This window comes from Streptomyces sp. NBC_01092 (assembly GCF_045039535.1).
Lineage (GTDB): Bacteria > Actinomycetota > Actinomycetes > Streptomycetales > Streptomycetaceae > Streptomyces.
This window is the reverse complement of the sequence record NZ_CP108659.1, coordinates 3,546,647-3,569,464: the sequence shown is the minus strand read 5'-3', so window position 1 is coordinate 3,569,464 and position 22,818 is coordinate 3,546,647. Positions and strand designations below refer to the sequence as shown.

At 70.4% G+C, this 22,818-nt stretch carries 19 protein-coding genes; 6 read left to right on the top strand and 13 right to left on the bottom strand.

All coding sequences use genetic code 11. From position 1 onward, the window contains the following. Positions 1-72: 72 nt before the first annotated feature. The 3 genes from OG254_RS15965 to OG254_RS15955 all read right to left on the bottom strand — a co-directional run bounded on the left by OG254_RS15965 (position 73) and on the right by OG254_RS15955 (position 3,801). Positions 73-834: a DeoR/GlpR family DNA-binding transcription regulator gene (locus tag OG254_RS15965; RefSeq protein WP_405582199.1), complete on the bottom strand. Its 762-nt coding sequence runs from the start codon at positions 832-834 to the stop codon at positions 73-75. A gap of 218 nt (positions 835-1,052) precedes the next feature. Beyond that, positions 1,053-2,834, bottom strand: coding sequence for a cation:proton antiporter (locus OG254_RS15960; RefSeq protein ID WP_405582196.1), 1,782 nt, complete (start codon positions 2,832-2,834; stop codon positions 1,053-1,055). 22 nt (positions 2,835-2,856) lie between these two features. After that, complete coding sequence (locus tag OG254_RS15955) at positions 2,857-3,801, bottom strand: DUF389 domain-containing protein (protein WP_405582194.1); 945 nt, start codon at positions 3,799-3,801, stop codon at positions 2,857-2,859. 159 nt (positions 3,802-3,960) lie between these two features. On the opposite strand from OG254_RS15955, the gene OG254_RS15950 reads away from it, so the two are divergent. From OG254_RS15950 to OG254_RS15935, 4 genes are all read left to right on the top strand, one after another. Then, positions 3,961-5,778 (top strand): glycoside hydrolase family 15 protein, encoded by a 1,818-nt coding sequence (locus tag OG254_RS15950; protein WP_405582191.1) that lies wholly within the window; start codon positions 3,961-3,963, stop codon positions 5,776-5,778. A gap of 3 nt (positions 5,779-5,781) precedes the next feature. Further along, positions 5,782-6,726, top strand: a complete 945-nt coding sequence (locus tag OG254_RS15945) for a cyclase family protein (protein ID WP_405582189.1) — start codon at positions 5,782-5,784, stop codon at positions 6,724-6,726. A gap of 7 nt (positions 6,727-6,733) precedes the next feature. After that, the gene (locus OG254_RS15940; protein WP_405582187.1) at positions 6,734-7,240 is read left to right on the top strand and encodes a gluconokinase; all 507 of its coding nucleotides are present in this window, start codon (positions 6,734-6,736) and stop codon (positions 7,238-7,240) included. 96 nt (positions 7,241-7,336) lie between these two features. After that, a complete protein-coding gene (locus OG254_RS15935) occupies positions 7,337-8,917 on the top strand; it encodes a GMC oxidoreductase (RefSeq protein ID WP_405582184.1) in 1,581 nt (526 codons plus the stop codon). Positions 8,918-8,922: 5 nt separating this feature from the next. Here OG254_RS15935 and OG254_RS15930 read toward each other — a convergent pair whose 3' ends face one another. From OG254_RS15930 to OG254_RS15885, 10 genes are all read right to left on the bottom strand, one after another. After that, positions 8,923-9,963, bottom strand: coding sequence for a cytochrome d ubiquinol oxidase subunit II (locus OG254_RS15930; RefSeq protein ID WP_405582182.1), 1,041 nt, complete (start codon positions 9,961-9,963; stop codon positions 8,923-8,925). Next, a complete protein-coding gene (locus OG254_RS15925) occupies positions 9,963-11,411 on the bottom strand; it encodes a cytochrome ubiquinol oxidase subunit I (protein WP_405582180.1) in 1,449 nt (482 codons plus the stop codon). Before OG254_RS15925 ends, OG254_RS15930 begins: the two co-directional genes overlap by 1 nt. 28 nt (positions 11,412-11,439) lie before the next feature. Then, the gene (locus OG254_RS15920; protein WP_405582178.1) at positions 11,440-12,780 is read right to left on the bottom strand and encodes an NAD(P)/FAD-dependent oxidoreductase; all 1,341 of its coding nucleotides are present in this window, start codon (positions 12,778-12,780) and stop codon (positions 11,440-11,442) included. A gap of 6 nt (positions 12,781-12,786) precedes the next feature. After that, positions 12,787-13,593 (bottom strand): SDR family oxidoreductase, encoded by an 807-nt coding sequence (locus OG254_RS15915; RefSeq protein ID WP_405595018.1) that lies wholly within the window; start codon positions 13,591-13,593, stop codon positions 12,787-12,789. Positions 13,594-13,780: 187 nt separating this feature from the next. Continuing rightward, complete coding sequence (locus OG254_RS15910) at positions 13,781-15,520, bottom strand: VanW family protein (RefSeq protein ID WP_405582175.1); 1,740 nt, start codon at positions 15,518-15,520, stop codon at positions 13,781-13,783. A 132-nt stretch (positions 15,521-15,652) separates the two neighbouring features. Continuing rightward, a complete protein-coding gene (locus OG254_RS15905) occupies positions 15,653-16,810 on the bottom strand; it encodes a DUF475 domain-containing protein (RefSeq protein WP_405582172.1) in 1,158 nt (385 codons plus the stop codon). A 1-nt stretch (position 16,811) separates the two neighbouring features. Then, positions 16,812-17,207 carry a universal stress protein gene (locus tag OG254_RS15900; RefSeq protein ID WP_405582170.1) on the bottom strand — a complete coding sequence of 132 codons (396 nt, stop codon included), beginning with the start codon at positions 17,205-17,207 and terminating at the stop codon, positions 16,812-16,814. Beyond that, positions 17,204-18,709, bottom strand: coding sequence for a tripartite tricarboxylate transporter permease (locus OG254_RS15895; RefSeq protein ID WP_405582167.1), 1,506 nt, complete (start codon positions 18,707-18,709; stop codon positions 17,204-17,206). The genes OG254_RS15900 and OG254_RS15895 overlap by 4 nt, the downstream gene beginning before the upstream one ends. A 7-nt stretch (positions 18,710-18,716) precedes the next feature. Further along, a complete protein-coding gene (locus tag OG254_RS15890; protein ID WP_405582164.1) occupies positions 18,717-19,253 on the bottom strand; it encodes a tripartite tricarboxylate transporter TctB family protein in 537 nt (178 codons plus the stop codon). Then, the gene (locus tag OG254_RS15885) at positions 19,250-20,260 is read right to left on the bottom strand and encodes a Bug family tripartite tricarboxylate transporter substrate binding protein (RefSeq protein WP_405582161.1); all 1,011 of its coding nucleotides are present in this window, start codon (positions 20,258-20,260) and stop codon (positions 19,250-19,252) included. Before OG254_RS15885 ends, OG254_RS15890 begins: the two co-directional genes overlap by 4 nt. 97 nt (positions 20,261-20,357) lie before the next feature. Here OG254_RS15885 and OG254_RS15880 point away from each other — a divergent pair, with 97 nt between their 5' ends. Continuing rightward, positions 20,358-22,031 (top strand): ATP-binding protein, encoded by a 1,674-nt coding sequence (locus tag OG254_RS15880; RefSeq protein ID WP_405582159.1) that lies wholly within the window; start codon positions 20,358-20,360, stop codon positions 22,029-22,031. Further along, positions 22,028-22,708, top strand: coding sequence for a response regulator (locus tag OG254_RS15875; protein WP_405582156.1), 681 nt, complete (start codon positions 22,028-22,030; stop codon positions 22,706-22,708). The genes OG254_RS15880 and OG254_RS15875 overlap by 4 nt, the downstream gene beginning before the upstream one ends. The last annotated feature ends 110 nt before the right edge of the window (positions 22,709-22,818 follow it).

Genomic DNA, 22,818 nt, shown 5'->3' with positions numbered 1-22,818 from the left:
CCAGGGTGTTGCGAGGGCGTGGGGGACCAGGCCCCCGGCCTGCGAGGGTGGGATGGGGAGTGGAACTGCGGCTCAGACCCGGATGACCTCGGGGCCCAGCAGGGAGTAGCGGTGTGCTTCGGAGACGGGCAGCCCGGTGTCGGTGACGATCGCCTCGAACTCCGTGACGTCCGCGAAGCGGCAGAAGCTCACGCCACCGAACTTCGTGTGGACCCCGGAGAACACCCGGCGCCGGGCGGCCCTGAGGACCTGGGCCTTGACCTCGCTGACCGCGGGGTCGGGCGTGGTGAGTCCGTGTTCGCGGGAGATGCCGTTCGCGCCGACGTACGCCAGGTCGATGACGAAGCCGGACAGCATGCGGGTAGCCCAGTGGTCGACCGTGGCCAGCGTCCCGCCACGTACCCGGCCGCCGAGCAGCAGCACGCTGATGTTCTCGGCCGAAGCCAGGTCACCGGCGGTGGCCAGCGAGGAGGTGACCACGGTCAGTGGCCGGTCGCGGGGGAGTGCGGCGGCGATGAGCTGCGGGGTGTAGCCCTCGTCGATGAAGACGGTCTCGGCGTCCCCGAGCAGTTCGGCGGCGGCGGCCGCGATCCGCGACTTCTCGGGGACGTGCATGGTCGTACGGAAGGAGAGGGTGGTCTCGAAGCCCGCGCTCTCCACGGGATGGGCACCGCCGTGGGTGCGGCGGACCAGTCCATGCCTTTCCAACAGGCTGAGATCGCGCCTCACGGTCTCCTTGGAGACACCGAGGCCGGCTGCGAGTTCTCCGACATCCACGGATCCGGAACGGCGTGCCGCTTCCAGAATTCCGCGTCTTCGTTCTTCGGCGTCCACGGCGACACCTTTCGTTTCAACGCTCTGCGCGTGGCCAAATTTCTACAAGGCGAATGCGCGTGCTGACAGGTTCGTCGTGGAGCGGTTTATGACCGAAAGTGCCCGTTTTTAGGAGTGTGAAATGCCTGCATGATGAGGTTGGGGGCTCCGTGGCGACGGCGGCTGCCGCCCGTTCGCTGACCGAGGTGGCCCGTTCTCTGCCCGCCTTCCCGAAAGGATCAGGACACCTGACGTCGCTGCGGCAACCGGCCCGGCACCAGCAGCACGAGCGTGTCCCCCGGCCCCGCCGGCGGCGTCCCGGCTTCCGTGACCGGATCGAGGCGACCGTCCGGGCGCACCACGAACAGCAGGTCGCAACCGGGCGGCAGCGCACCCTCGTCGGCGGGCCGCGACAGCAGGGCCGCCCCCTCCTCGTACCGGCGGGCGAGGACCGGCCAGGTCAGATGCGCGCCGAACAGGACCTCGCCGCCGAGGAACGGCGCCACCACGCCGTGGCTCTCGGGCGGTGCGCCGAGCTGGTGGACCGTACCCTCCACGCTGCCGCGCAGAATCGCCGCCGCCAGTGCGTTGAAGTCGTCCTCGGCGGTGAGGAAGAGCACCGCCGTGATGCCCTCCAGTTCCGCCCGCTCACCCGTGACGGCGGCGAGCAGCTCGCCGGACGCGAGCTCGATCCCGGCCTGCTCGATGCGTTCGCGCTGCTGCTCGTGCCCCGCCCACATCAGGACCTCCAGTCCCGCCGACTTCAGGGCCAGACCGAGGTCGATCACCCATGGGTCACCGCCGACCAGCAGCGGACGTGAGCGGGAGGGACGTACGACGTCCAGCCGCCGGGCCACGACGGAAGCGGTCAGGCCGTAGAGCGTCACCGTCGTCACGATGACCACGAACGTGGCGGGGAGGATCTTCGACGCACCGCCGATCCCCTTGGCGACGAGGGTGGCCGAGAACGTGGACGCCGTGGCGGCCGCCACGATGCCGCGCGGCGCCATCCAGCCGATGAAGCCCCTTTCGCCGCGGGTCAGGTCCGTGCCGAGGGTGGACACCGCGGCGACCAGCGGTCTGACGGCCAGCACCAGGACGGCGGCGAGCGCGAGGGCGGGCAGGCCCACGTGGCGCAGTGACTGCGGGGTGACGGTGGCCGAGATGGAGATGAAGAGCAGGCCGATGATCAGGCTGACCAGGGTCTCGAAGAACGGCCGGCGGACCGGGACGTCGAGGCCGGGCAGGTTGGCGACGGCGAGCCCCATCAGCACGGCGGCGATGAGTCCCGCGTCGTCGCGCAGGACGTCGCAGAAGGCCGCCACACCGATGACCGCGGCGAGTTGAGCCGTGGTGCCGAGCACCTCGCCGAGCCGCAGCACACGGAACAGACCCCACAGCAGGCCCGCCCCGACCACCCCACCGGCCGCTCCGATGCCCACGCTGGCCAGAAAGCCCAGGGCCCCGCTGCCGACGTGGTGCTTCGCGTCCGCCACGACCCCGTGGAAGACCAGCGCCCCGAGAATGCCGCCGATCGGGTCGATCAGCGAGCCCTCCCAGACCAGGATGTGCTGGAGCCGGTCCTTCGGCCGCACGAAGCTGAGCAGCGGTCCGACGACCGTGGGCCCCGACACCACGAGGATCGCGCCGAGCATGACGGCCGCCGACCGGGACATGTCCAGCAACGGCGCGGCGAGCAGCGCACCGAGGAGCCAGGTGAGGAGGATCCCCATCCAGATCAGCCTGACGACGACGCGGCGGGTGTGCCCCTTCAGCCGCGCCAGATTCAGCTCCAGGCCGGCGTGGTAGAGGATCACGGCGACGGCCAGTGACACCAGAGGCGAGAACGCCGACCCCAGCAGCCGCTCCGGGTTGACCTCGTCGATCAGCGCACCGGCGGCGAAGCCGACCGGCAGCAGCACGATGAGTGCGGGGATGCGCAGGCGGCTCGCCAGGACCTGTGACCCGACCGCGAGGACCAGGGTCAGGCCCACTCCCACGAGCACCTGGTTCGTCGTCACGGATGACCCTTCCGGTTCCGCTTCAGGAGCGCCCGCTGCGCCGGCTGATGGAGCGCCAGACGGCCCGCTGGAATCTGAGAGCCAGTACGCCCACCAGGATCAGCAGCACGATGTTGAGGAGGAGCTGGATCAACGCTCCGCGCGCCTCGCTCCAGCTGGAGAACGCGCACGAGACGCCGACGTCGGCGGCGGCGGGGATGGTCGTGACCGAGATGAAGACGCCGAGCAGGGCGCTCGTACGGGCCTGGGTCAGCGACATGATCCCCACCACGCCGGCCAGGACCGCGACGACGACGGAGAAGAAGTTGGGGGCGTCGATCAGGGTGGATACCGGTCGGATGCCCAGCTCGAACGCCTCGGGCTGAAAGTCGAGCCCCCGGATCGCCCAGGAGAAGAGGAAGGTCACCGCGATGGCCAGCAGGAATCCCGCGGTCAGGGCGAACAGGCCCTGGCGGACCCTGGTGCGACTGCCGCGGTCGATGCCCAGCGCGACGCTGGTGATGGCGCCGTACTCCGGCCCGACGACCATCGCCGCGACGATCAGGATCTGCGAGTTGGTGATGATGCCGACGGCCCCGAGGATGCCGGCGATGGTCAGGTAGACGTAGAAGCTCGGGCGATAGGTGCCCTCGGCGCGGATGCGCGCTTCGACCTCCTCCCAGACGGGCGCGTGAGCGAGCGCTCCGAGCTGCTTCTGCTCCGCCTCGGCCGCGGAACCGGACAGCGCCATCTCGACCGGCTCGATCACGATGGATCCGCGGCGGTCGAGGTCCAGACCGCGCAGTCCGCGCAGTACGGCGTTGGCGGCGCCGGTCAGGATGTCGCACTCGATCGCGTCGCCGTCGGGGTTCATCGCCAGTCCGTGCAGAACGACCAGGTTGAAGACGTAGCGGTCGTCGGTGAGCAGCCCGACCGCCCGAGGAGTGAGATCGACCGGACTCACCAGGCGGAGGTGAATCATCTCCATCCACGGCCTCCGTTGTTCACCGTCAGTAACCCCCGGTGGCGGAGGGGCAGCAAGCTGAGGGCGGCCGGGCGAGCCGTACTCGACCGCGTCGACATGGCAGGGCCGACGGGATTACCGGATAGTGGACAAAGAGGCCTTTGCCGACATCTGGGAGTAGTGATGGACCGCTACCCTCCCATCGCCGAGCACGGCCTGGTGGGCGACCTGCAGACCGCGGCGCTGGTCCCGTCGCAGGGCGTCGTCGACTGGTTCGCCGCTCCCCGGTTCGATTCGCCCAGCATCTTCGCGGCCCTCCTCGACCACGACGGCGGCGGGTACCTGCGGCTGGCACCCGAACACCCCGCGGGGACGTGCAAGCAGCTCTACTATCCCGACACCGCCATCCTGGTGACCCGGTTCATGTCACCGGACGGGGTGGGCGAGGTGATGGACTTCATGCCCCCGGACCGGACGCGCACCGCCACCGACCGGCACACGCTGGTCCGCGTGATCCGTGTCGTCCGGGGGAGCGTCGACTTCACGCTCGACTGCCGGCCGCGCTTCGACTACGGCCGCGCCGAGCACGAACTCGAACTCGGCCAGAACCACGCCGTGTTCCGGTCCGCCGGGATCGACGGGCACCTGCAGTGCACGTTCCCGCTGGGGCGCGACGGCAAGGACGTGCGCGGAAAGGTGACGCTGAAGTCCGGTGAATCCGGGGGCGCGGTGTTCACCGTCTGCGCCTCGGGCGGCGCCGCGCCCGCACCCCCCACCGTCGACGGGCTCGACGAACAGATCCAGGAAGTCTCCCGGTTCTGGCAGACCTGGCTGCGTCAGTCCCGCTACCGGGGACGCTGGCCCGAGCTGGTGCACCGCTCGGCCATCACCTTCAAGCTCCTCACCTACGCCCCCACCGGCGCTCTGGTCGCGGCGGCCACCATGGGCCTGCCCGAGCAGGTCGGCGGAGAGCGCAACTGGGATTACCGGTTCACCTGGGTACGCGACGGCTCGCTGTCCGTGCGGGCCATGCTGGACCTGGGGTTCGTCGAGGAGGCCACCGCCTTCGTCCACTGGCTGGTGGACCGGCTGCGGGAGCGCGAGGGCAAGGACGAGCCGCTCCAGACGATGTACCGCATCGACGGCAGCCCCGACCTGCCGGAGGAGACACTCGATCACTTCGAGGGCTACCGGGGCTCGTTCCCCGTACGCATCGGCAACGGAGCCGCCGACCAGCTCCAGCTCGACATCTACGGCGAGGCCCTGTACGCGCTGAACGAGGGATGCGAGATCGCGCACCAGGCGAACTTCGAGGCATGGCAGGCACTCACCAGGACGCTGGACTGGTTCGCCGACGCCTGGGACCGGCCGGACGAGGGCATCTGGGAGACCCGCGGCGGCCGTCAGGACTTCACCTACAGCCGGGTGATGGCGTGGGTCGCCTTCGACCACGGGATGCGCCTGGCCGAGTACTTCCGCAGGCCCGCCGACCTGGAGCGGTGGCGCAGGGCGAGGGACGCCGTGTTCGACCAGGTCATCGAACGCGGCTGGAGCGAGAAGGAGCGCGCCTTCGTCCAGCACTACGACGGTGACGTCCTGGACACCTCGCTGCTGCTCATGCCCAGGGTCGGGTTCATCGCCCCCGGGGCCAGGGCCTGGCTCTCCACCCTCGACGCGATGGACCGCAAGCTCGTCTCCGACAGCCTCGTCTACCGCTACGACCCGGCGGCTTCGCCGGACGGACTGCGTGGCTCGGAGGGCACCTTCAGCCTGCGCACCTTCGCCTACGTCGACGCACTGGCCCAGGCCGGGCGGACGGCCCAGGCCCGCTACACCTTCGAGAAGATGCTGACCTACGCCAACCCTGTCGGCCTGTTCGCCGAGGAGATCGGCCCGAGCGGGGAGCAACTGGGCAACTTCCCCCAGGCGTTCACCCACCTGTCGCCGATCATGGCCGCCAAAACGCTCGACGAGGCACTCGACGCGGTGGACGGTCGCTGACCCATGGCCCCCCGAGCCGGCCCCGCAGGACAGACGCGGTTGACCGCGGCCGAGTTCGACGCGCAGTACCGGCGCCTGGCCTCGCGTGCCGCCTGGGCCGCCGGCGGCCGGGGTGCCCTGGAGGCACTCACTCCCGCCAGGGTGCTGGCCGCCACCCGCGAGGTCAGTACCGGCCGGACGGTCTCGCTCGCCGCGCCGGTGGAGACGCAGGCAGGCCCGGACAATCCGGAGCCGGCGAGGCACCGGATGAACGGTCGGCCGGAGGAACGCGCCACGGACGGGCTCGACTTCGCGATGGACCGCTTCGCGATGAACGTGCACGGCGACGCGGACAGCCACATCGACGCCCTGTGCCACGTGATCTATGACGGCACCCTGCACGGCGGCGTGCCCGCGAGCAGCGTCACCTCGCGTGGCGCCACGGAGCTCTCCATCGAGGCGGCCCACGACGGGATCGTCGGACGCGGAGTGCTGCTGGACATCCCGCGCACGCGCGGCGTGGCCTGGCTCGAACCGGGCGACCATGTGACCACCGACGACCTCACGGCGGCCGAGACCGCGGAGCACGTCCGCGTGTCCGAGGGGGATCTCCTGTTCGTCCGCGTGGGCCACCGTCGCCGCCGCGCCGAGCTGGGCGCATGGCACGCGGCGCGGGCACGCGCCGACCTCCATCCGTCCGCGCTGGAGTTCCTGGCCGATCGGCGGGTCGCCGTGCTCGGCGGCGACGGGAACAACGACACCGCCCCAAGTTCCACCGAGGGCGTCGACTTCCCCGTCCATGTGCTGGCAGTCCACGCCATGGGTCTTCATCTGCTGGACTACCTGCAGTTCGAGGATCTGGCGCCGGCCTGCGAGGCGGAAGGGCGCTGGTCGTTCCTCTGCGTGATCGCCCCGCTGAGGCTGCCCGACGCCACCGGCTCACCGGTCAACCCGATCGCCGTCCTCTGAGGTCAGGATGATCGCGGTCGTCGTGGTCATGGGTGTCTCGGGATCGGGGAAGTCCACCGTGGGCAGACTGCTCGCGCGACGGATGAGGCTGCCCTTCCTGGAGGCGGACGACCTGCACCCGCCCGCGAACCGCGCCAAGATGGCCGCCGGCCGCCCACTCGACGACGAGGACCGCCGGGTGTGGCTGGTGTCCCTCGCCGCCTGGATCCGGGCGGCGACCGACTCCGGCCGGGGCGGGGTGATGGCGTGTTCGGCCCTGAAACGCGAGTACCGGGACATGTTCCGCGGGGCGGGCGCGGGCGTGTGGTTCCTGCATCTGACCCTCGACCCGGTGTCCGCCGGTCAACGGGTCGCCGGACGGACGGGTCATTTCATGCCGGCCCGGCTGGTGGAGTCCCAGTACGCCACCCTTGAGCCGCTGCGACCGGACGAGCCGGGGCTCACCGTCGACGCGGCAGCCGACCCGCGGGCCGTCGTCGACCGGGCGGCGCACGCCCTGCGAGCGCTCGGGTGAACGGGCGCCGGTCCGGCTTTCGCCGAGTCGCCGGTACCGGAACCGCCCCTTAGCGTGAACGAAGGTACTGAATATTCCCTAGAACAGGACCTTCGCATGGCCGGCGATCAGCACTACGACGTCGTCATCATCGGTACGGGAGCGGGCGGCGGCACACTCGCCCACCGTCTGGCTCCCACCGGCAAGCGGATCCTGATCCTGGAGCGCGGCGACTACCTGCCGCGGGAGCGGGACAACTGGGACTCCACCGCCGTCTTCGTCAAGGGCAAGTACCGTGCCCCCGAGTTCTGGTACGACAAGCACGGCAACGAGTTCCCCCCAGAGGTGAACTACTACGTCGGGGGCAACACCAAGTTCTACGGCGCCGCCCTGTTCCGGCTGCGGCCCGAGGACTTCGGCGAGTTGCGCCACCACGACGGCATCTCACCGGCCTGGCCGATCCGCTACGACGATCTGGAGCCGTACTACACCCAGGCCGAGCAGCTCTACCTGGTGCACGGCCGGCACGGCGAGGACCCCACCGAGGGCCCCGCCAGCGGTCCTTACCCGCACCCGCCCGTGGCACACGAGCCGCGTATCCAGCAGCTCAGCGACGACCTGGAGAAGGAGGGGCTGCACCCCTTCCATCTGCCCATCGGCGTCAACCTCACCCAGGACGACGACGGCCGGGCCACGCACTCCAGTGTCTGCATCCGCTGCGACCGCGTCGACGGCTTCCCGTGCCTGGTCGGGGCCAAGTCGGACGCGCAGGTCATCTGCGTCGATCCGGCGCTGAAGCACCGCAACGTCTCGCTGGTGACGGGCGCCAACGTACGACGCCTGGAGACCGACGCGAGCGGGAACACCGTCACCAGGGTCGTGGCCGAGCTCGGGGACGGAACGACCGAGCGGTTCAGCGCCGACATCGTGGTCGTCGCCTGCGGTGCGGTCAACTCGGCCGTGCTGCTGCTGCGTTCGGCCAACGAACGGCATCCGAACGGCCTGGCCAACGGCTCCGACGTGGTGGGACGCCACTACATGCGGCACAACAATCTCGCCCTCATGGCGGTGTCGAAGGAGCCGAACCCCACGAAGTTCCAGAAGACCCTTGCCCTGCACGACTGGTATCTGGGCGCGGACGACTGGGACTATCCGCTCGGTGGCATCCAGATGCTCGGCAAGTCGGACGCCGACCAGATCCATGGAGAGGCACCGCGCTGGGCCGGCGCGGCCGCGCCCGACATGCCGTTCGAGATGCTGGCGCACCACGCCGTCGACTTCTGGCTCTGCGGAGAGGACCTCCCGCTGCCCGAGAGCCGCGTCACCCTGGACGGCAACGACGCCATCCATCTGGCGCTCGACGAGAAGAACAACATCGCCGGGCTTACGCGCCTCCAGCACAAACTGCAGGGGATGCTGAGCCGCTTGGGGCTTCACGAGCACCATCTGCTGTCGCACAGCATCTACCTGCACAAGGGCATGCCCATCGGCGCCACGGCGCACCAGGCCGGCACCGTACGGTTCGGCGACGACCCGGCCGGCTCGGCGCTGGACGTCCACTGCAAGGCCCACGAGCTCGACAACCTCTACGTGGTCGACACGAGCTTCTTTCCGAGCATCGGAGCCGTCAACCCGTCACTGACGGCCATCGCGAACGCCCTGCGCGTCGGCGACCAGATCGCCGCCCGGCTGCGCTGACGCCGCTACAGGTCGTCCCCGGGTGCCCGGGCGGCCCGGGTGTCGGCGTCGGTGAGCGGCTCCAGCCTGCCCAGGGTGTCGAGCCGGTAGAGCAGGACCAGCGCGGGGCCGACCAGCACGATCGCGATGAGGGTGACGAGGGCCAGCCAGCGCAGGGTGTGAGCGGCGCCGGCCGCCTGCTCCACGGTCAGCGAGGTGGGCAGCAGGTAGGGCCGCTGGGCGAGGCCCCAGGCGCAGACGACCAGGGCCACGCTGCCCACCGAGGTGTAGCGGCACCAGCGGTACTCCCGGCGCAGCAGGAGCAGTACCGTCGCAAGACCGCAGACCCCGGCCAGGACGACCAGGCACAGGCCCCATCCTCCGGTGAGGCCGTCCCAGACATACCTGGCGTCACTGCGGGTGACGGGCAGGGCGATGAGTGCCAGGACGACGACGGCGCCGAAGGCCAGGAAGGCACGGAGCCGGAAGTAGTCCACGAGGTCGTCGGCGCCGAACCGGCGGGCGTCGGCGCACAGGAACACCGCCCCGAGGAACGCGGTGGCCGCGATGGCCAGCAGACCCGTGAGGACGGAGACCGGGTGGGCCCAGGCGTCCGCGGAGGCGGTCGTCCCGACCTTCACCCGGCCCGCGGCGATGCCGCCGAGGACCGCCCCGAGGAAGAACGGCGTGAGCAGTGACGCGACGGCGAACATCGCACCGTAGAGCCGCCGTCGGGCCAGGCGCCGGGCGGGCTTGCGCAGGGCGAACCCGGCACCGCGCAGGACCAGGCCGACCGCCGCGAGCGTGAGCGGCAGCCACATCGCCTCGAAGACCGCCTGGAACACGGTCGGAAAACCGGTCCACATGACGACGAAGACGAAGATCAACCAGACGTTGTTGGTCTCCCAGACCGGCGCCATCGCGTGATCGATGAGCCAGCGGGGCCGCTTGCCGCGGTCCGCGCCCCCGGCCATGAGGTCCCAGAAGCCGGCGCCGTAGTCGGTACCGCCGGCGCAGGCGTAGGCGGCGATCGCGAGGACCATGACCCAGGCGATGAGATCGGCCATCAGGACGCACCGCCCGCGCGCCCGGCCGACGCGGACTCGGGCTCGCTCCTCGGCCCGTAAGGGGTGTCGGCCTCAGGGGGTGGTGCGGCGACCAGGCTCTCGTCGGCGATGCGCCAACGGGTGCGCATCTTCAGCACGACCGCGAGGAACGAGGCGAAGACGGCCACGTACACGACGATCACGACGCCGAGCATCGCCCACAGCGATCCGGCGCCGGTGTCGGTCACCGCTTCCGAGACCCTCATGTGGTGGTAGACGATCCAGGGCTGTCGGCCGACCTCGGTGGCGATCCAGCCGCACTCCACGGTGACCAGGCACGCGGCGCCGGCAACCGCCGCGCAGCGGAAGAACCAGCGGCTGCGCGGCAGGTCCCGGTGGCGCAGCCAGCACCAGCCGTACCAGAGCGCGAGCAGGATCAGCAGGCTGCCGATGGTGACCATGATGTCGAAGGCCCAGTGGGCGATGGTGGCCTGGACGGCGTTCGGGCGGTCGGCAGCCGGTACCGAGGTCAGTCCGGTGACCTTGGTGCTGGGCTTGAAGCCGGCCAGGATGGAGTCCAGTTGGGGGACCTTCAGTCCGCCGGAGATCGTCCCGTCGGAGTTCAGCCGCCCGAACAGGTACTCGGGGACGTGGGTGTCCGTCTTCCAGACCAGCTCCATGGCCGCGAACTTGACCGGCTGCTTGTGGAACACGGCACGCGCGGCCGAGTCACCGAGCATGAACTGCACGGGCGTGAGGATCGCCGCCACCGTGAAGGGGAGCGTGAAGCCCAGCCGGTGATACCGGTCACGACGCCCCCGTAGCCAGCCGACCGCGTACACGCCGGCGACCACATAACCGGCCGTCAGAAACATCGCGACGACGAAGTGCCAGTACTCCGGGCCGAAGATCGGAGTGAAGATCGACTGACGTACGTCGACGTCGACGGGATTGCCGTCGGCGTCCAGCCGGAACCCCTGCGGCGTGTTCATCCAGGAGTTCGCCGCGATGATCCCGAACGCCCCCATCAGCGCGGTCAGCGGCAGCGGCACCGCCAGCCAGAAATGGGTCCAGGGCTTGAGACGGTGCCAGCCGTAGAGGTAGATCGCGATCAGGATCGCCTCCAGGAAGAACGCCCAGGCCTCGACGCCGAAGCCCAGGCCGAAGACGTCGCCCCAACGACCCATCATGCCGGGCCACAGCAGCCCGAGTTCGAAGGACAGCACGGTGCCGGTGACGACGCCGATGGCGAACTGGACGGCCATCACGGCCGACCAGCGCCGCGCGAGCTGCAGGGCGACGGCGTCGTCGCGGCGCAGCGCCCGGTAGTGCATGAGCACCGTGATGAACGGCAGTGCCACACCGAACGGGACGAGCAGGATGTGCGAGGCCAGGGTGAACGCCATCAACTCCCGGGCCGGCAGGAGCTGGGGCGGGGTGTCCGCCAGAAGGGCCGCTGTGCTGAGCATGTGCGCCTCGAAGGTCTGCGGGGAACGGTCAGGCAGACGGCGAGGGCGCCTTCTGCTCGGGTGCCGGCTCGGCCGGTGCGTCGGCGTCGGACATGGCGAAGGCACGTTCACGCCGTGCGTTGGTGGCGAACGCCACGGACCAGCTGAGGACGGCTCCCAGCCGGCTGCGGAAGCCGGTCAGGAAGGCCACGTGGATGAAGAGCCAGGCGAGCCAGCCGAGCACACCCGACAGGTGCAGCGGGCCGGTCTTGAGGACGGCCCGGCCCCGGGAGATATAGGCGGCGCTGCCGAGGTCCACGTACTTGAAGGGCTTCGGCTTCTTCGTCCGGCCCTCCACCGCGTGGCGCACGGCCCGGCCGGCGTAGGCACCCGACTGCATGGCGACCTCGGCCAGACCGGGCAGCTTGTCCAGGCTCATCACATCGCCGGTGACCCGGATCTCCGGGTGGCCGGGGAGGGTGAGATCGGGCTCGACGGCGATGCGACCGGCCCGGTCCTGGGTGGCGCCGGTGGCCCGCGCCAGCGCGGTGGCGACGGGCGGCGCCTCGACCCCGGCCGTCCACAGCACGGTGCGTGCCTCGTACCTGGTGACCGCGCCGTCCTTGTGACGCACCATCAGACCGTGGGCATCGATGTCGGTCACCCTCGTGCCGAGGTGGAGCTCCACCCCCAGTCCCCGCAGGGTTCGGGCCGCGCGCTCGGCGAGGGGGCGGCCGAACGCGCTGAGCACCTCGTCGGAGCCCTCGAAGAGCAGCACCCGCGCCTCGGCGGAGTCGATCGTGCGGAACTCGCGCTCCAGTGTGTGGCCGGCGATCTCCCTGATCTGCCCGGCGAGTTCGACACCGGTCGGCCCGCCGCCGACCAGCGCGAAGGTGAGCCACTGCTGTCGTTCCCGGGCGCCGGTGGCCGTCTCGGCCATCTCGAACGCCTGGTAGATCCGCCGACGGATGTCCAGCGCGTCGTTCAGCGTCTTCATGCCCGGGGCGTGGGCGGCGAACTCGTCGTGGCCGAAGTAGGACTGCCGCATACCGACGCCGACGATCAGGTCGTCGTAGGGAAGCTCCATGGCCCTGCCGTCGGGCAGGCGCAGGTGGACCAGCCGGGCCTGCACGTCCACGTCGGTGGCTTCGGCGAGCAGGCAGCGCACGTTGTGGTGGCGGCGCAGAACGTCGCGGAGCGGCTGTGCGATCTGTCCCTCGGAGAGGATTCCGGAGGCGCACTGGTAGAGCAGGGGCTGGAAGAGGTGGTGGGCGCGCCGGTCGACGACGGTCACCGCGACCGGCGACCGGCGCAGCGCGCGGGCCGCGAACAGCCCCGCGAACCCCCCGCCGAGGATCACCACCCGGCGGGGCGTGACGTGATCCTGCATCGGGGATCAGCCCCCGGTGGCGAAGCCGGGGAAGAGGGTCATTCCGCCGTCGACGTAGAGCGTGGTGCCCACGACGTAGTCGAGCAGGTCGGACGCCACGGCGACGACGGCGTTGGCGATGTCGTCCGGATCGCCGACCCGGCGGTAGGGGATGAGGCGCAGCAGGTCGGCCTCGGCTTCCGGGGTGGACCAGGCGTCCCGGTTGATGTTGGTGCGGATCGCGCCCGGGGCGACCGCGTTGACCCTGATGCGGTGGGGGGCCAGCTCCTGGGCGAGGGTCTGCATCAGCAGGCTGACACCGCCCTTGGAGGAGGCGTAGTTCACGTGCCCCGACCACGGAACGAGCTGGTGGACCGAGCTCATGCAGATGATCTTCCCGGCCGACCGGGACACTTCCTCCACCACTCCGCGCCGCATGAACTCCTTGACGGCCTCGCGCGCGCACAGGAACTGGCCGGTCAGATTGACGTCGATGACCTTCTGCCACTGGGCGAGCGTCATGTCCACCACGGCCGCGTCCCGCTGGAGCCCCGCGTTGGCCACCATGATGTCGATGGTGCCGAACTCCTCGACCATCCGCGCCACCATGGCGACCACGTCCGCCTCGTCGGAGACGTCGGCCTGGTGGGCGTAGGAACGGACCCCGAAGTCCTTGATCTGTGCCACGACCTGCTCGGCCTCGTCCTGACCGACGACGTAGTTCACCACGACGTCCGCTCCGGCCCGGCCCAGGGCGACGGCGGTCGCCAGGCCGATTCCCGAGTTGGCACCGGTGACGAGGGCCTTCTGGCCCTTCAGCAGCTGCGCGGCCATCACCGGGCCGCTGTTCTCGACACTTCCTGCCGCCACGGTCTCTCCTTCGGCGTATCGGAACGCAAGCGCGCCCCGACATAAGCACCCGGCACCGCGGGGGCGGCAGACCGGCGCGCCACGCGGCCGTGTTCGACGGGGCACGCCACACGATCGGCCCACGAGCCGGACCGGGCTCCCGCCCGGGGCGTCACTCGCAGACGATCTCGTCGCGGGGGTCGTAGTGCGTGCGGAACGGCTCGCGCTTCACCACGTCGCCGCCGACGACGAAGACGCGTTGCACGGTGACGTCGAAGCCCTCCAACGGAGTCTGCGGGACGCACCGTTCGTCGGTGCTCACCTTGCGCTCCGGCTGCTTCACGTTCGTGCGCGGGCCCTTGATGGAGCCGATGTCGTCGTACTTGCGGGTGCCGAGGAAGGAGATGGTCACGGAGGAGTCGGTGGAGCGGGCCTGGATGTAGATGGCGTTGCCCGAGTCGTTGTTGAACTTCAGGTCCAGGCTGCCCCAGGCGACGGTCGCCTCACGGCCCTCCGGGTAGCGCTCGATGTAGAACGAGTGGGCGCCGTGCTCCACGGGCTTGACGCCGGCGAAGAACATCGCGTTGAAGACGGTCGTGGCCACGGCGGAGACACCGCCGCCCTGGGCCTTGGTGAACTCGTCGTTGAGGATCATCACGCCCTCGACGAAGCCGTTGGCCTCGGTGCGCTCGCCGACCGTCCTGTTGAAGCTCCAGGTCTTGCCCGGCATGACGACGGAGCCGTTGATCAGCTCCACCGCCCGGCCGATGTTCCTCGTGCGGTACGGCGCCGGTTCGAAGTTGACGGTGAAGGAGGACATCTCCTCCCGCAGCCCCAGCCGCTCGACGTTCGCGCGGGTCACCTGCGGCTCGGCCACCAGCGTGGCGACCTCGCCGCTGCGGGCGGCGCCCCGCTGCGTGAGCAGCGGCAGTACGGCCTTGCCCAGCGCCTTGTTGGTGACGACATGGCCGGCCCGGCCGTCCTCGGCCACCCCGACCCGGTTGCCGACCAGACGCAGCTCGGCGTTGTGTGCCCGGGCGGGCAGGCCGGACAGGGCGCGGGCCACCGCGGGGTCGGCGCGCAAGCCCTCGGCGTCCAGCTTCGGCGTGAGCCGGCCGGCGTCGTCCGCGCGCATCGTCAGGTGCTCGCCCAGCACCGGCTGCTCGATCGCGAAGCGCCGGTCGGCCACGCTGAGGGTGACCGGCGCCGACATCGCCGGTTCCGCGAACTCGCGCACCGCCCGGCGCAGCTCCCGCTCGGTGACCTTGGGCTTCGTCTCATGGGTGGGCAGGGCCGTGACGGCCTTGGCGTCACCCTTCAGGAAGGCGTCGCGCAGGGGGTCGACAGCGGCGTCCGTGTCGAGGGCGTAGCCGCTCTGCGGGGTGACCGGCCTCACCTGGCCGTCGTCGAACGTGACGGCGCCTTCCCGGACCTTCTGGTCGAGCGCCTTCGCCATCCTCTTCAGGGTGGCGTGGGCCTTGTCCTCGTCGACGCGTACGGCCGGCTCGACCGCGCCGCCCGAGCTGAAGAGGCCGCCGATCACGCTGAACGGGTCGGCGTTCTCGGTGCGGCCCGCGCGGTCCACCGTCCTGTCGTAGTCGAAGGTGATGCCCACCTGCCGCGGCTCGACCGTGGTCCTGCGGTCACCGACCGTCACCCTCAGGTCGCGGGCGTCGGCCGGGCCCAGCCGGTCCTCCAGCCTTTTGACGGCCTCCGCGCGGCTCAGGCCCCCGATGTCCACGCCGCGCACCGTCGTGCCGTGCTCTATGTCCCCGCCCGCGACCAGCAGCCCGGCGAGATACAGGCCGCCGATGCCGACGGTGAGGGCGCCGCCGGCCAGGGCCAGGGGCGGAAGCGAGGTGATCCGGCGAGCCGAGAAGGTTCGCGGGACGGAGGGGGCGCGCAGGCGCATGGGTCTCCCGGGCGGGCGATCGACGGAGGCAAACACATCCAGCTAGCCATAATCGGGCGAAAACGCCTATGTCGTAGGCCACGTTTGTCCCAGATCACGCCTCGTGTCCCGCCCGGGAGCCCGGCCGGCCTCTCACGCTCCTGACTGCACCTCCGCCTTCTCGTCCTTCGCGTCACTGTCGTCCGGCGTCGGCTCGCGCGCTCCCGCCGCCTCCAGCGCCTTGTTGCGGCGGACGGAGGCCAGGAAGGACGCGGCGATCAGGACGACGCCGATCAGGCCGGTGATGATCTCGCTGATCTGGTGCTGGATGGTGATCAGCAGGATCGCCGCGAGGGCGCCGATGGCGTAGTGGGCGCCGTGCTCCAGGTAGACGTAGTCGTCGAGGGTGCCCTGGCGGACCAGGTAGACCGTGAGGGAGCGGACGTACATCGCGCCGATGCCGAGGCCGAGCGCCATCCAGAAGATGTGGTTGGTGATGGCGAAGGCGCCGATCACGCCGTCGAAGGAGAAGGACGCGTCCAGGACCTCCAGGTAGAGGAAGAGGAAGAACGCCGCCCGGCCGGCGAGGGCAACCATGGGTCGGCCTTCGGACCTGGCCTTCTCCTCCTCCTCGTGCTCGTGTTCCTCCTCGTGTTCGAGCCGGTCCTCGAAGTAGCCGGACAGGCCCCCGACCACGAGGTAGGTGATCAGCCCCGCGACCCCGGAAAGCAGGACGGTGCTCGCCTTGTCCGCGTGGCCGGTGCTCACGTGGGCCTGCGTGGCGAAGGTCAACGCCGTGGCCAGGAGGGCGACGAGCGCGAGGCACGCCGCCAGCATGTCGATCTTGCCGAGCCTCGCGAGCGGGCGCTCCAGCCAGGCCAGCCACTTGATCTCGCGGTCCTCCAGGACGAAGTCGAGGAAGATCATCAGCAGGAACATGCCACCGAAGGCCGCGATCGCCGGATGGGCGTCGGTGACCAGGTCCTGATAGCGGTCGGGGTCGTCCAGAGCGAGCCGGACCGCCTCGACGGGGCCCACCTTGGCGCTGATCGCGACGATCACCACCGGGAAGACCAGCCGCATCCCGAAGACGGCGATCAGGATGCCGACGGTGAGGAAGATCCGCTGCCAGAAGGCGTTCATCCGCTTCAGGATCCCGGCGTTGACGACCGCGTTGTCGAAGGACAGCGAGATCTCCAGGACGGCCAGGATCAGCACGATCCCGAACGCCTCCCAGCCCCACTGCCACCCGGCGAAGGCGAGGCCGAGCGCCGTGACGGCGAACGACCAGCCGAAGGTCCGCAGGAGCATTTCAGCCCTCCGCCTTCACCGCGAGGACCGGGCAGTCCACGCCCAGCAGGATCTGCTGGGCCGCCGAGCCCATGATCAGCTTGCCGACCGCGCTGCGCCGCCGGAGGCCGATCACCACCAGGGAGACGTTCTTGGTCTCCGCCAGGTCGATGATCTCCTCGGCGGCGTCGCGGGCGCCGAGCACCTGACGGACGTCGAAGTCGATACCCAGGGCCGCGAGGTCCTCACGGACATGGGTCAGGTCGGGTTCCTGGGCGAAGCGGGAGTCGACCAGGGAGTCGCCCCGGGTCGTGTTCACCACCAGCAGTTTCTCGTCGCGGCGGCGGGCCTCGTCGATCGCCGCGCGCAGGGCCGCCTCGCCCTCGGGGGAGGGGACGTATCCCACCAGGATGGTCATGCTCGTACTCCCTCACGGGACAGGGGACGTTTGACGAACCGGCCTATCAGCGGCCACACCAGGACCAGGGCGATCGCCGTGTAGACCGTGTACGACACCGGCCCGCCCAGCAACCCCGACAGTTCACCGCCGGACAGCTGGAGGGAGCGCCGGCCCTGGAGCTCCGCGCGCGGGCCCAGGATCACGCCGACGATCAGCGGCAGGACCGGCAGCCCGAAGCGTCGCATGGCGAAGCCCAGGAGGCCCAGGGTGAGGAGGATGAACAGATCGAGAGGCTGGGCGTTGACGGCGTAGGCGCCCATCGTGGCGAAGAAGAGGATGCCCGCGTAGAGGTAGGGCCGCGGGATCTGGAGCAGCTTCGCCCAGACCGGGGCCAGCGGCAGGTTCAGCAGCAACAGCAGCAGGTTGCCGATGAACAGGCTCGCGATCAGGACCCAGACCAGGCTCGCCTCGCGCTCGAAGAGCAGGGGCCCCGGCTGGATGCCGTACGACTGGAAGGCCGCCAGCATCACGGCCGCCGTGGCGTTCGTCGGCAGCCCGATCGCCAGCATCGGGACCAGCGTGCCCGCCGCGGAGGCGTTGTTCGCGGCCTCCGGGCCCGCCACGCCCTCGATCGCGCCCTTGCCGAACTCCTCGGGGTGCTTGGTCAGCCGCTTCTCGGTCGCGTACGACAGGAAGGTCGGGATCTCCGCGCCGCCGGCCGGCAGCGCCCCGAACGGGAAGCCGTACGCCGTCCCGCGCAGCCAGGGCTTCCAGGACCGCTTCCAGTCCCGCCTGCCCATCCACGGGCGGCCCACCGGGATCACCTCGGCCGGCTTGCGCCGCAGATGCGCGGCCACCCACAGCGCCTCGCCGACCGCGAAGATGCCGACGGCGACCACGACGACGTCGATGCCGTCGGCCAGCTGCGGTATGCCGAGCGTGAGTCGCTGCTGGCCCGACACCGAGTCGATGCCGACCAGGCCGATCGTCAGGCCCAGCAGGAGGGAGATGAAGCCCCGGATACGGGACGAGCCCAGCACCGACGTCACCGCTATGAACGACAGCAGCATCAGCGCGAAGTAGTCGGGGGCGCCCAGGCTGACCGCGAAGTCCACGACGAACGGGGTGATCAGCACCAGCAGCAGGGTGCCGATGGTGCCCGCCACGAAGGAGCCGATCGCCGCCGTTGCGAGCGCCTGGGCGGCCCGGCCCGCCTTCGCCATCTTGTTGCCCTCGATGGCGGTGACCACGGACGACGACTCGCCGGGGGTGTTGAGGAGGATCGACGTCGTCGAGCCGCCGTACATGCCGCCGTAGAAGATGCCCGCGAACATGATGAACGCCTGCACCGGCTCCATGCCGTAGGTGACGGGCAGCAGCAGCGCCACCGTCATCGCCGGGCCGATGCCCGGCAGCACGCCCACCGCGGTGCCGATGACCACGCCGACCAGGGCGAGCAGCAGGTTCAGCGGGGCCATGACGTCCGCGAAGCCCTGCATGAGGTTGTTCAGGTTGTCCATCGCGGCCTCACAGGATTCCTTGCAGGACACCGGCGGGGAGGTTCACGCCGAGGCCGATCGCGAAGGCGTAGAAGGTCGTCAGGGAGAGCGTCGCGGCGATCAGCAGGTTGCGGACGTAGTGGCGGTTGCCGAGCGCGAACGCCGTGCCCCAGAACAGCAGGCCGCCGCTGATCACCCAGCCGAGCCGCTCGATGAGCAGCGCGTTCGCCACGAACACCGCGACCAGCAGTGCCACCGTGCGCCAGTCCGCGCCCTCCGACAGGTCGACGTCCTCGCCGGCCTCCGGCTCACCGTGGCCGCCCCGGGCCACGTCGACGGCGTACAGCGCCGCGAGCAGCACCAGCAGCGTGCCCAGGATCAGCGGGACCGCGCGCGGGCCGACCGGGTCGGTGCCGCTGGTGATGTGCGGGATGCCGAGGGCGTCCACGATCACTGCGGTGCCCAGCAGGGCGAGGAACACGCACACGCCGTACTGCGCGCGGTCCCCGCCCTCCCGGGGTGGAGGGGCGTCCTCCACGGTCCGGTCCTCCACCGTCGAGCTCATGCCAGACCGAGCTCGGTCAGCAGGTCGGCGACCGCCTTGTCCTGCTCGGTCAGGAAGGTGCCGAACTCGTCACCGGCGACGAAGGCGTCGACCCAGCCGTTCTTCTCCAGCTGCGCCTTCCACTCGTCCGAGTCGTGCATCTTGGTCATCGAGTCGACCCAGCTCTTCTCCTGCTCGGCGGTGATGCCGGGAGGGGCCACGATGCCGCGCCAGTTGGTGAAGACCAGGTCGATGCCGGAGTCCTTGAGGGTCGGGGCGTCCTTCAGCGCGTCGATCGGCTTCTCGCTCGTCACCGCCAGGACGCGGACCTGGCCGGCCTCGATCTGGTCGAGGAACTCGCCGAAGCCGCTCGCCCCGAAGGCGATCTTGTTGCCGAGAATGGCCGGAAGCAGCTCACCGCCGCCGTCGTAGGAGACGTAGTTGACGTCCTTCGGCTTGATGCCGACGGCCTTCGCCAGCTGCATCGGCAGCAGGTGGTCGGGTCCGCCCGGCGACGAACCGCCGCCCACGGCGAGCTTCTTGGGGTCCTTCTTCCAGGCGGTGACGAGGTCGTCCATCGTCTTGTACGGGGAGTCCTTCGGCACGACGATCGCGCCGGCCTCCTCGATCAGCTTCGCGATCGGCGTGGTGTCGGTCAGCGTCGCCTCCGACTTGGAGGTGTACGAGGCTCCGACGACACCCAGGCCCATCTGCATGGCCATCTTGCCGTTGCCCTTCTCGTTCACCAGGCGCTGCAGGCCGACGGTGCCGCTGGCGCCGGGCAGGTTGAACACCTGCACACCGGAGGCGATGTCGGTGTCCTGCATGACCTGGGTGACGGTGCGGGCGGTGAGGTCGTAACCGCTGCCCGGCGTGTTCGGCACCATGAGGCGAAGGCCCGTCAAGGGCTTGTCGGCCCCGCCCGTGCCCCCGGACTCCTCCTTGTCGGCGGTGGCGCCACAGGCGCTGACCGCGATCATCGACACGGCGGCCAGTGCTCCGACAAGTGCGGCTCGTCGAGTTCTCATGGCTCATCTCTTTCGCTCGGCCCGTTCCGGCGCCATGATTGTGCGGTTCCTGGGACACCCCGTCTCGCTTGTGTGACCATTGAAGGTTGAGTTCATAGTGGTCATAACGTCACGGTCACCGGCACGGAAGCAGCGTCGCCACACGCTCGCCGGTGAGCTGCTCAGATGGCAGCTCGCCATTGTCGTGATCGTGCTCGTCGCCGTCGCCGCGGTGTCGCTCGCGCAGTCGAAGGCGACCTTCGACCGGGTCGAGGGACGCCGGGTGACCGCGCTCGCCGAGGAGATGGCGGGCAACCCCCTCGTCCGCACCCAGCTCGTGCGGCCCGCCCCCGCCGAGATGCTCGCGCCGCTGCTGCAGTCCACGCTGACCAGGTCCGGCGTCACCTCCGCCATGGTCGCCGACTCGCGCGGCGAGATCGTCGCCGCCACCGACCCGACGCTGGTCGGGACGAGCATGCCGGTCGACGGACCGCAGGTCGCCGAGGCCGTCGGCTGGTCCGGCGAGCTGCCCGTGGACGGCGTCACCCAGCTGGTGGCGCAGGCGCCGGTGCTCGGGGCGGATGTGGAGGCGGACAACGCCGGGGATCACCTGGGCACGGTGATGATCGGGCGGACCTCGCCCTCGGTCTGGCAGCGGCTGGTCGGCGCCTCGTCCTATCTGCTGGTCTACCTCGGCGTCGCCAGCGTCCTCGGCCTGGCCGGCTCCTGGCTGCTGGCCCGGCGGATCAAACGCCAGACCTTCGGCATGGAGCCGCGCGAGATCGCCGGGCTCGCCGAACACCGGGAGGCGATGCTCTTCGGGCTCGCCGAGGGCGTCGTGGCCCTCGACCCGCACCAGCGGCTGACCCTGGTCAACGAGGTCGGCCGCGGACTCCTCGACCTCCCCGAGACTTGCGTCGGGATGAGCCTGGCCGACCTCGGCATCGAGGGGCGGCTGTACGACGTCCTGGCCGGGACCGAGGGCACGGACCGGCGCGACGAGGTCGTCGTACGCCGCGGCCGGGTCCTGGTGATGAACCGGATGGACGTCACCAAGGACGGCCGCCGCCTCGGCTCGGTGACGACCCTGCGCGACCGCACCGAACTCGCCCAGCTGGAACGGGAGTTGGGGTCTTTCCGCAGCACCACCGAGCTGCTGCGCGCCCAGGCCCACGAGTTCTCCAACCAGCTGCACACCATCTCCGGGCTCATCCAGATCGGCGAGCACGACGAGGTCGTACGGTACGTCCGCGCCCTGCGCAAGCACCGCGAGTCGCTCGACCTGAACCTCACCAGCCGGGTCCGGGACCGGGCGGTCGCCGCGCTGCTCATGGCCAAGTCGGCGCTCGCCGCGGAACGCAAGGTGCGCCTGAAGATCTCCGAGCGCACCTCCCTGGACCGGCTGGAGCCGACCGACTCCGCGGACGTGGCGACCGTGCTCGGCAACCTCGTGGACAACGCGGTCGACGCGGCCGCGAGCGGTTCCGGAGCCGGGGAGGACGCCCCCTGGGTCGAGGTGGAGCTGCGCCAGGACGCCTCCAGCGTGGAGATCGTCGTACGGGACTCGGGGCCCGGCGTGGCGCCCGAGCTCGCGCAGGAGGTGTTCTCGCACGGGTTCACCACCAAGGCCGCGCAGGGCGGCGACCGGGGGATCGGCCTGGCGCTGACCCGGCTGGTGTGCAAACGCCGGGGCGGTGAGGTGTCGGTCGCCAACACGCTGGCGGGCGCCATGTTCACCGCCCGGATGTCCGTCGGCCGACCGGCCGACCGAGCGACGGAGACAGTCCGATGATCGATGTGCTGATCGTGGAGGACGACTTCATGGTGGCGCGGATCCACCGCGGATTCGTCAACGACGTCGACGGGTTCCGGGTGATCGGCACCGCGAACTGCGGCGAGCAGGCGCTCACGGCGGTCGGCGAGCTGCAACCCGACCTGGTGCTGCTCGACCTCTACCTGCCCGACATGTTCGGCCTGGAGATCATCCCCCGGCTGCGCACCGCCGGGCACGACTGCGACGTCATGGTGATCAGCGCGGCACGCGAGTCCGAGGCGGTCCGGGGCGCCGTACGCCAGGGCGTCGTCGACTACCTGCTGAAGCCCTTCGACGCGGAGGACCTCAGGACGCGCCTGGAGCAGTACGCCGCCCGGCGCAGCAACCTCCACGCCGCGGTGGTCAGCGGCCAGTCCGACGTCGACCGGGCGCTGGCCCGGGGCGCGGCGCCGGCCGCGGCGTCGGCCGCCCTGCCCAAGGGCATGAGCGTGGAGACCGCCGAACTCATCGAACGCGAGCTACGGGCGGCCGAGGGCACCCTCTCCGCCGCCGAGTGCGCGGCCCGCTCCGGGGTGTCCCGGGTCAGCGCCCGACGGTACCTGGAGCACTTCAGCGTCACCGGCCGCGCGGAGGTGTCCCTCAGATACGGGCAGGCGGGGCGGCCGGAGCGGCGGTACAGCTGGTTGGACGTCTAGGGCCTGTCCGGCGGATCAGGCCGGCTGCAAGGAACGGCATCTCATCAGCGCAGGTGAGCGGGGTCTGGTGCGTGCAGCTGCAAGGCGGAGGAGGGAGTCGACGCGGAGCG

Bases quoted from the DNA above. Each gene is read 5' to 3' on its own strand.
- OG254_RS15955 (WP_405582194.1), bottom strand. From the start codon at position 3,801: ATGGAGATGATTCACCTCCGCCTGGTGAGTCCGGTCGATCTCACTCCT.
- OG254_RS15950 (WP_405582191.1), top strand. From the start codon at position 3,961: ATGGACCGCTACCCTCCCATCGCCGAGCACGGCCTGGTGGGCGACCTG.
- OG254_RS15945 (WP_405582189.1), top strand. From the start codon at position 5,782: ATGGCCCCCCGAGCCGGCCCCGCAGGACAGACGCGGTTGACCGCGGCC.
- OG254_RS15940 (WP_405582187.1), top strand. From the start codon at position 6,734: ATGATCGCGGTCGTCGTGGTCATGGGTGTCTCGGGATCGGGGAAGTCC.
- OG254_RS15935 (WP_405582184.1), top strand. From the start codon at position 7,337: ATGGCCGGCGATCAGCACTACGACGTCGTCATCATCGGTACGGGAGCG.
- OG254_RS15930 (WP_405582182.1), bottom strand. From the start codon at position 9,963: ATGGCCGATCTCATCGCCTGGGTCATGGTCCTCGCGATCGCCGCCTAC.
- OG254_RS15925 (WP_405582180.1), bottom strand. From the start codon at position 11,411: ATGCTCAGCACAGCGGCCCTTCTGGCGGACACCCCGCCCCAGCTCCTG.
- OG254_RS15920 (WP_405582178.1), bottom strand. From the start codon at position 12,780: ATGCAGGATCACGTCACGCCCCGCCGGGTGGTGATCCTCGGCGGGGGG.
- OG254_RS15915 (WP_405595018.1), bottom strand. From the start codon at position 13,593: ATGGCCGCGCAGCTGCTGAAGGGCCAGAAGGCCCTCGTCACCGGTGCC.
- OG254_RS15910 (WP_405582175.1), bottom strand. From the start codon at position 15,520: ATGCGCCTGCGCGCCCCCTCCGTCCCGCGAACCTTCTCGGCTCGCCGG.
- OG254_RS15905 (WP_405582172.1), bottom strand. From the start codon at position 16,810: ATGCTCCTGCGGACCTTCGGCTGGTCGTTCGCCGTCACGGCGCTCGGC.
- OG254_RS15900 (WP_405582170.1), bottom strand. From the start codon at position 17,207: ATGACCATCCTGGTGGGATACGTCCCCTCCCCCGAGGGCGAGGCGGCC.
- OG254_RS15895 (WP_405582167.1), bottom strand. From the start codon at position 18,709: ATGGACAACCTGAACAACCTCATGCAGGGCTTCGCGGACGTCATGGCC.
- OG254_RS15890 (WP_405582164.1), bottom strand. From the start codon at position 19,253: ATGAGCTCGACGGTGGAGGACCGGACCGTGGAGGACGCCCCTCCACCC.
- OG254_RS15885 (WP_405582161.1), bottom strand. From the start codon at position 20,260: ATGAGAACTCGACGAGCCGCACTTGTCGGAGCACTGGCCGCCGTGTCG.
- OG254_RS15875 (WP_405582156.1), top strand. From the start codon at position 22,028: ATGATCGATGTGCTGATCGTGGAGGACGACTTCATGGTGGCGCGGATC.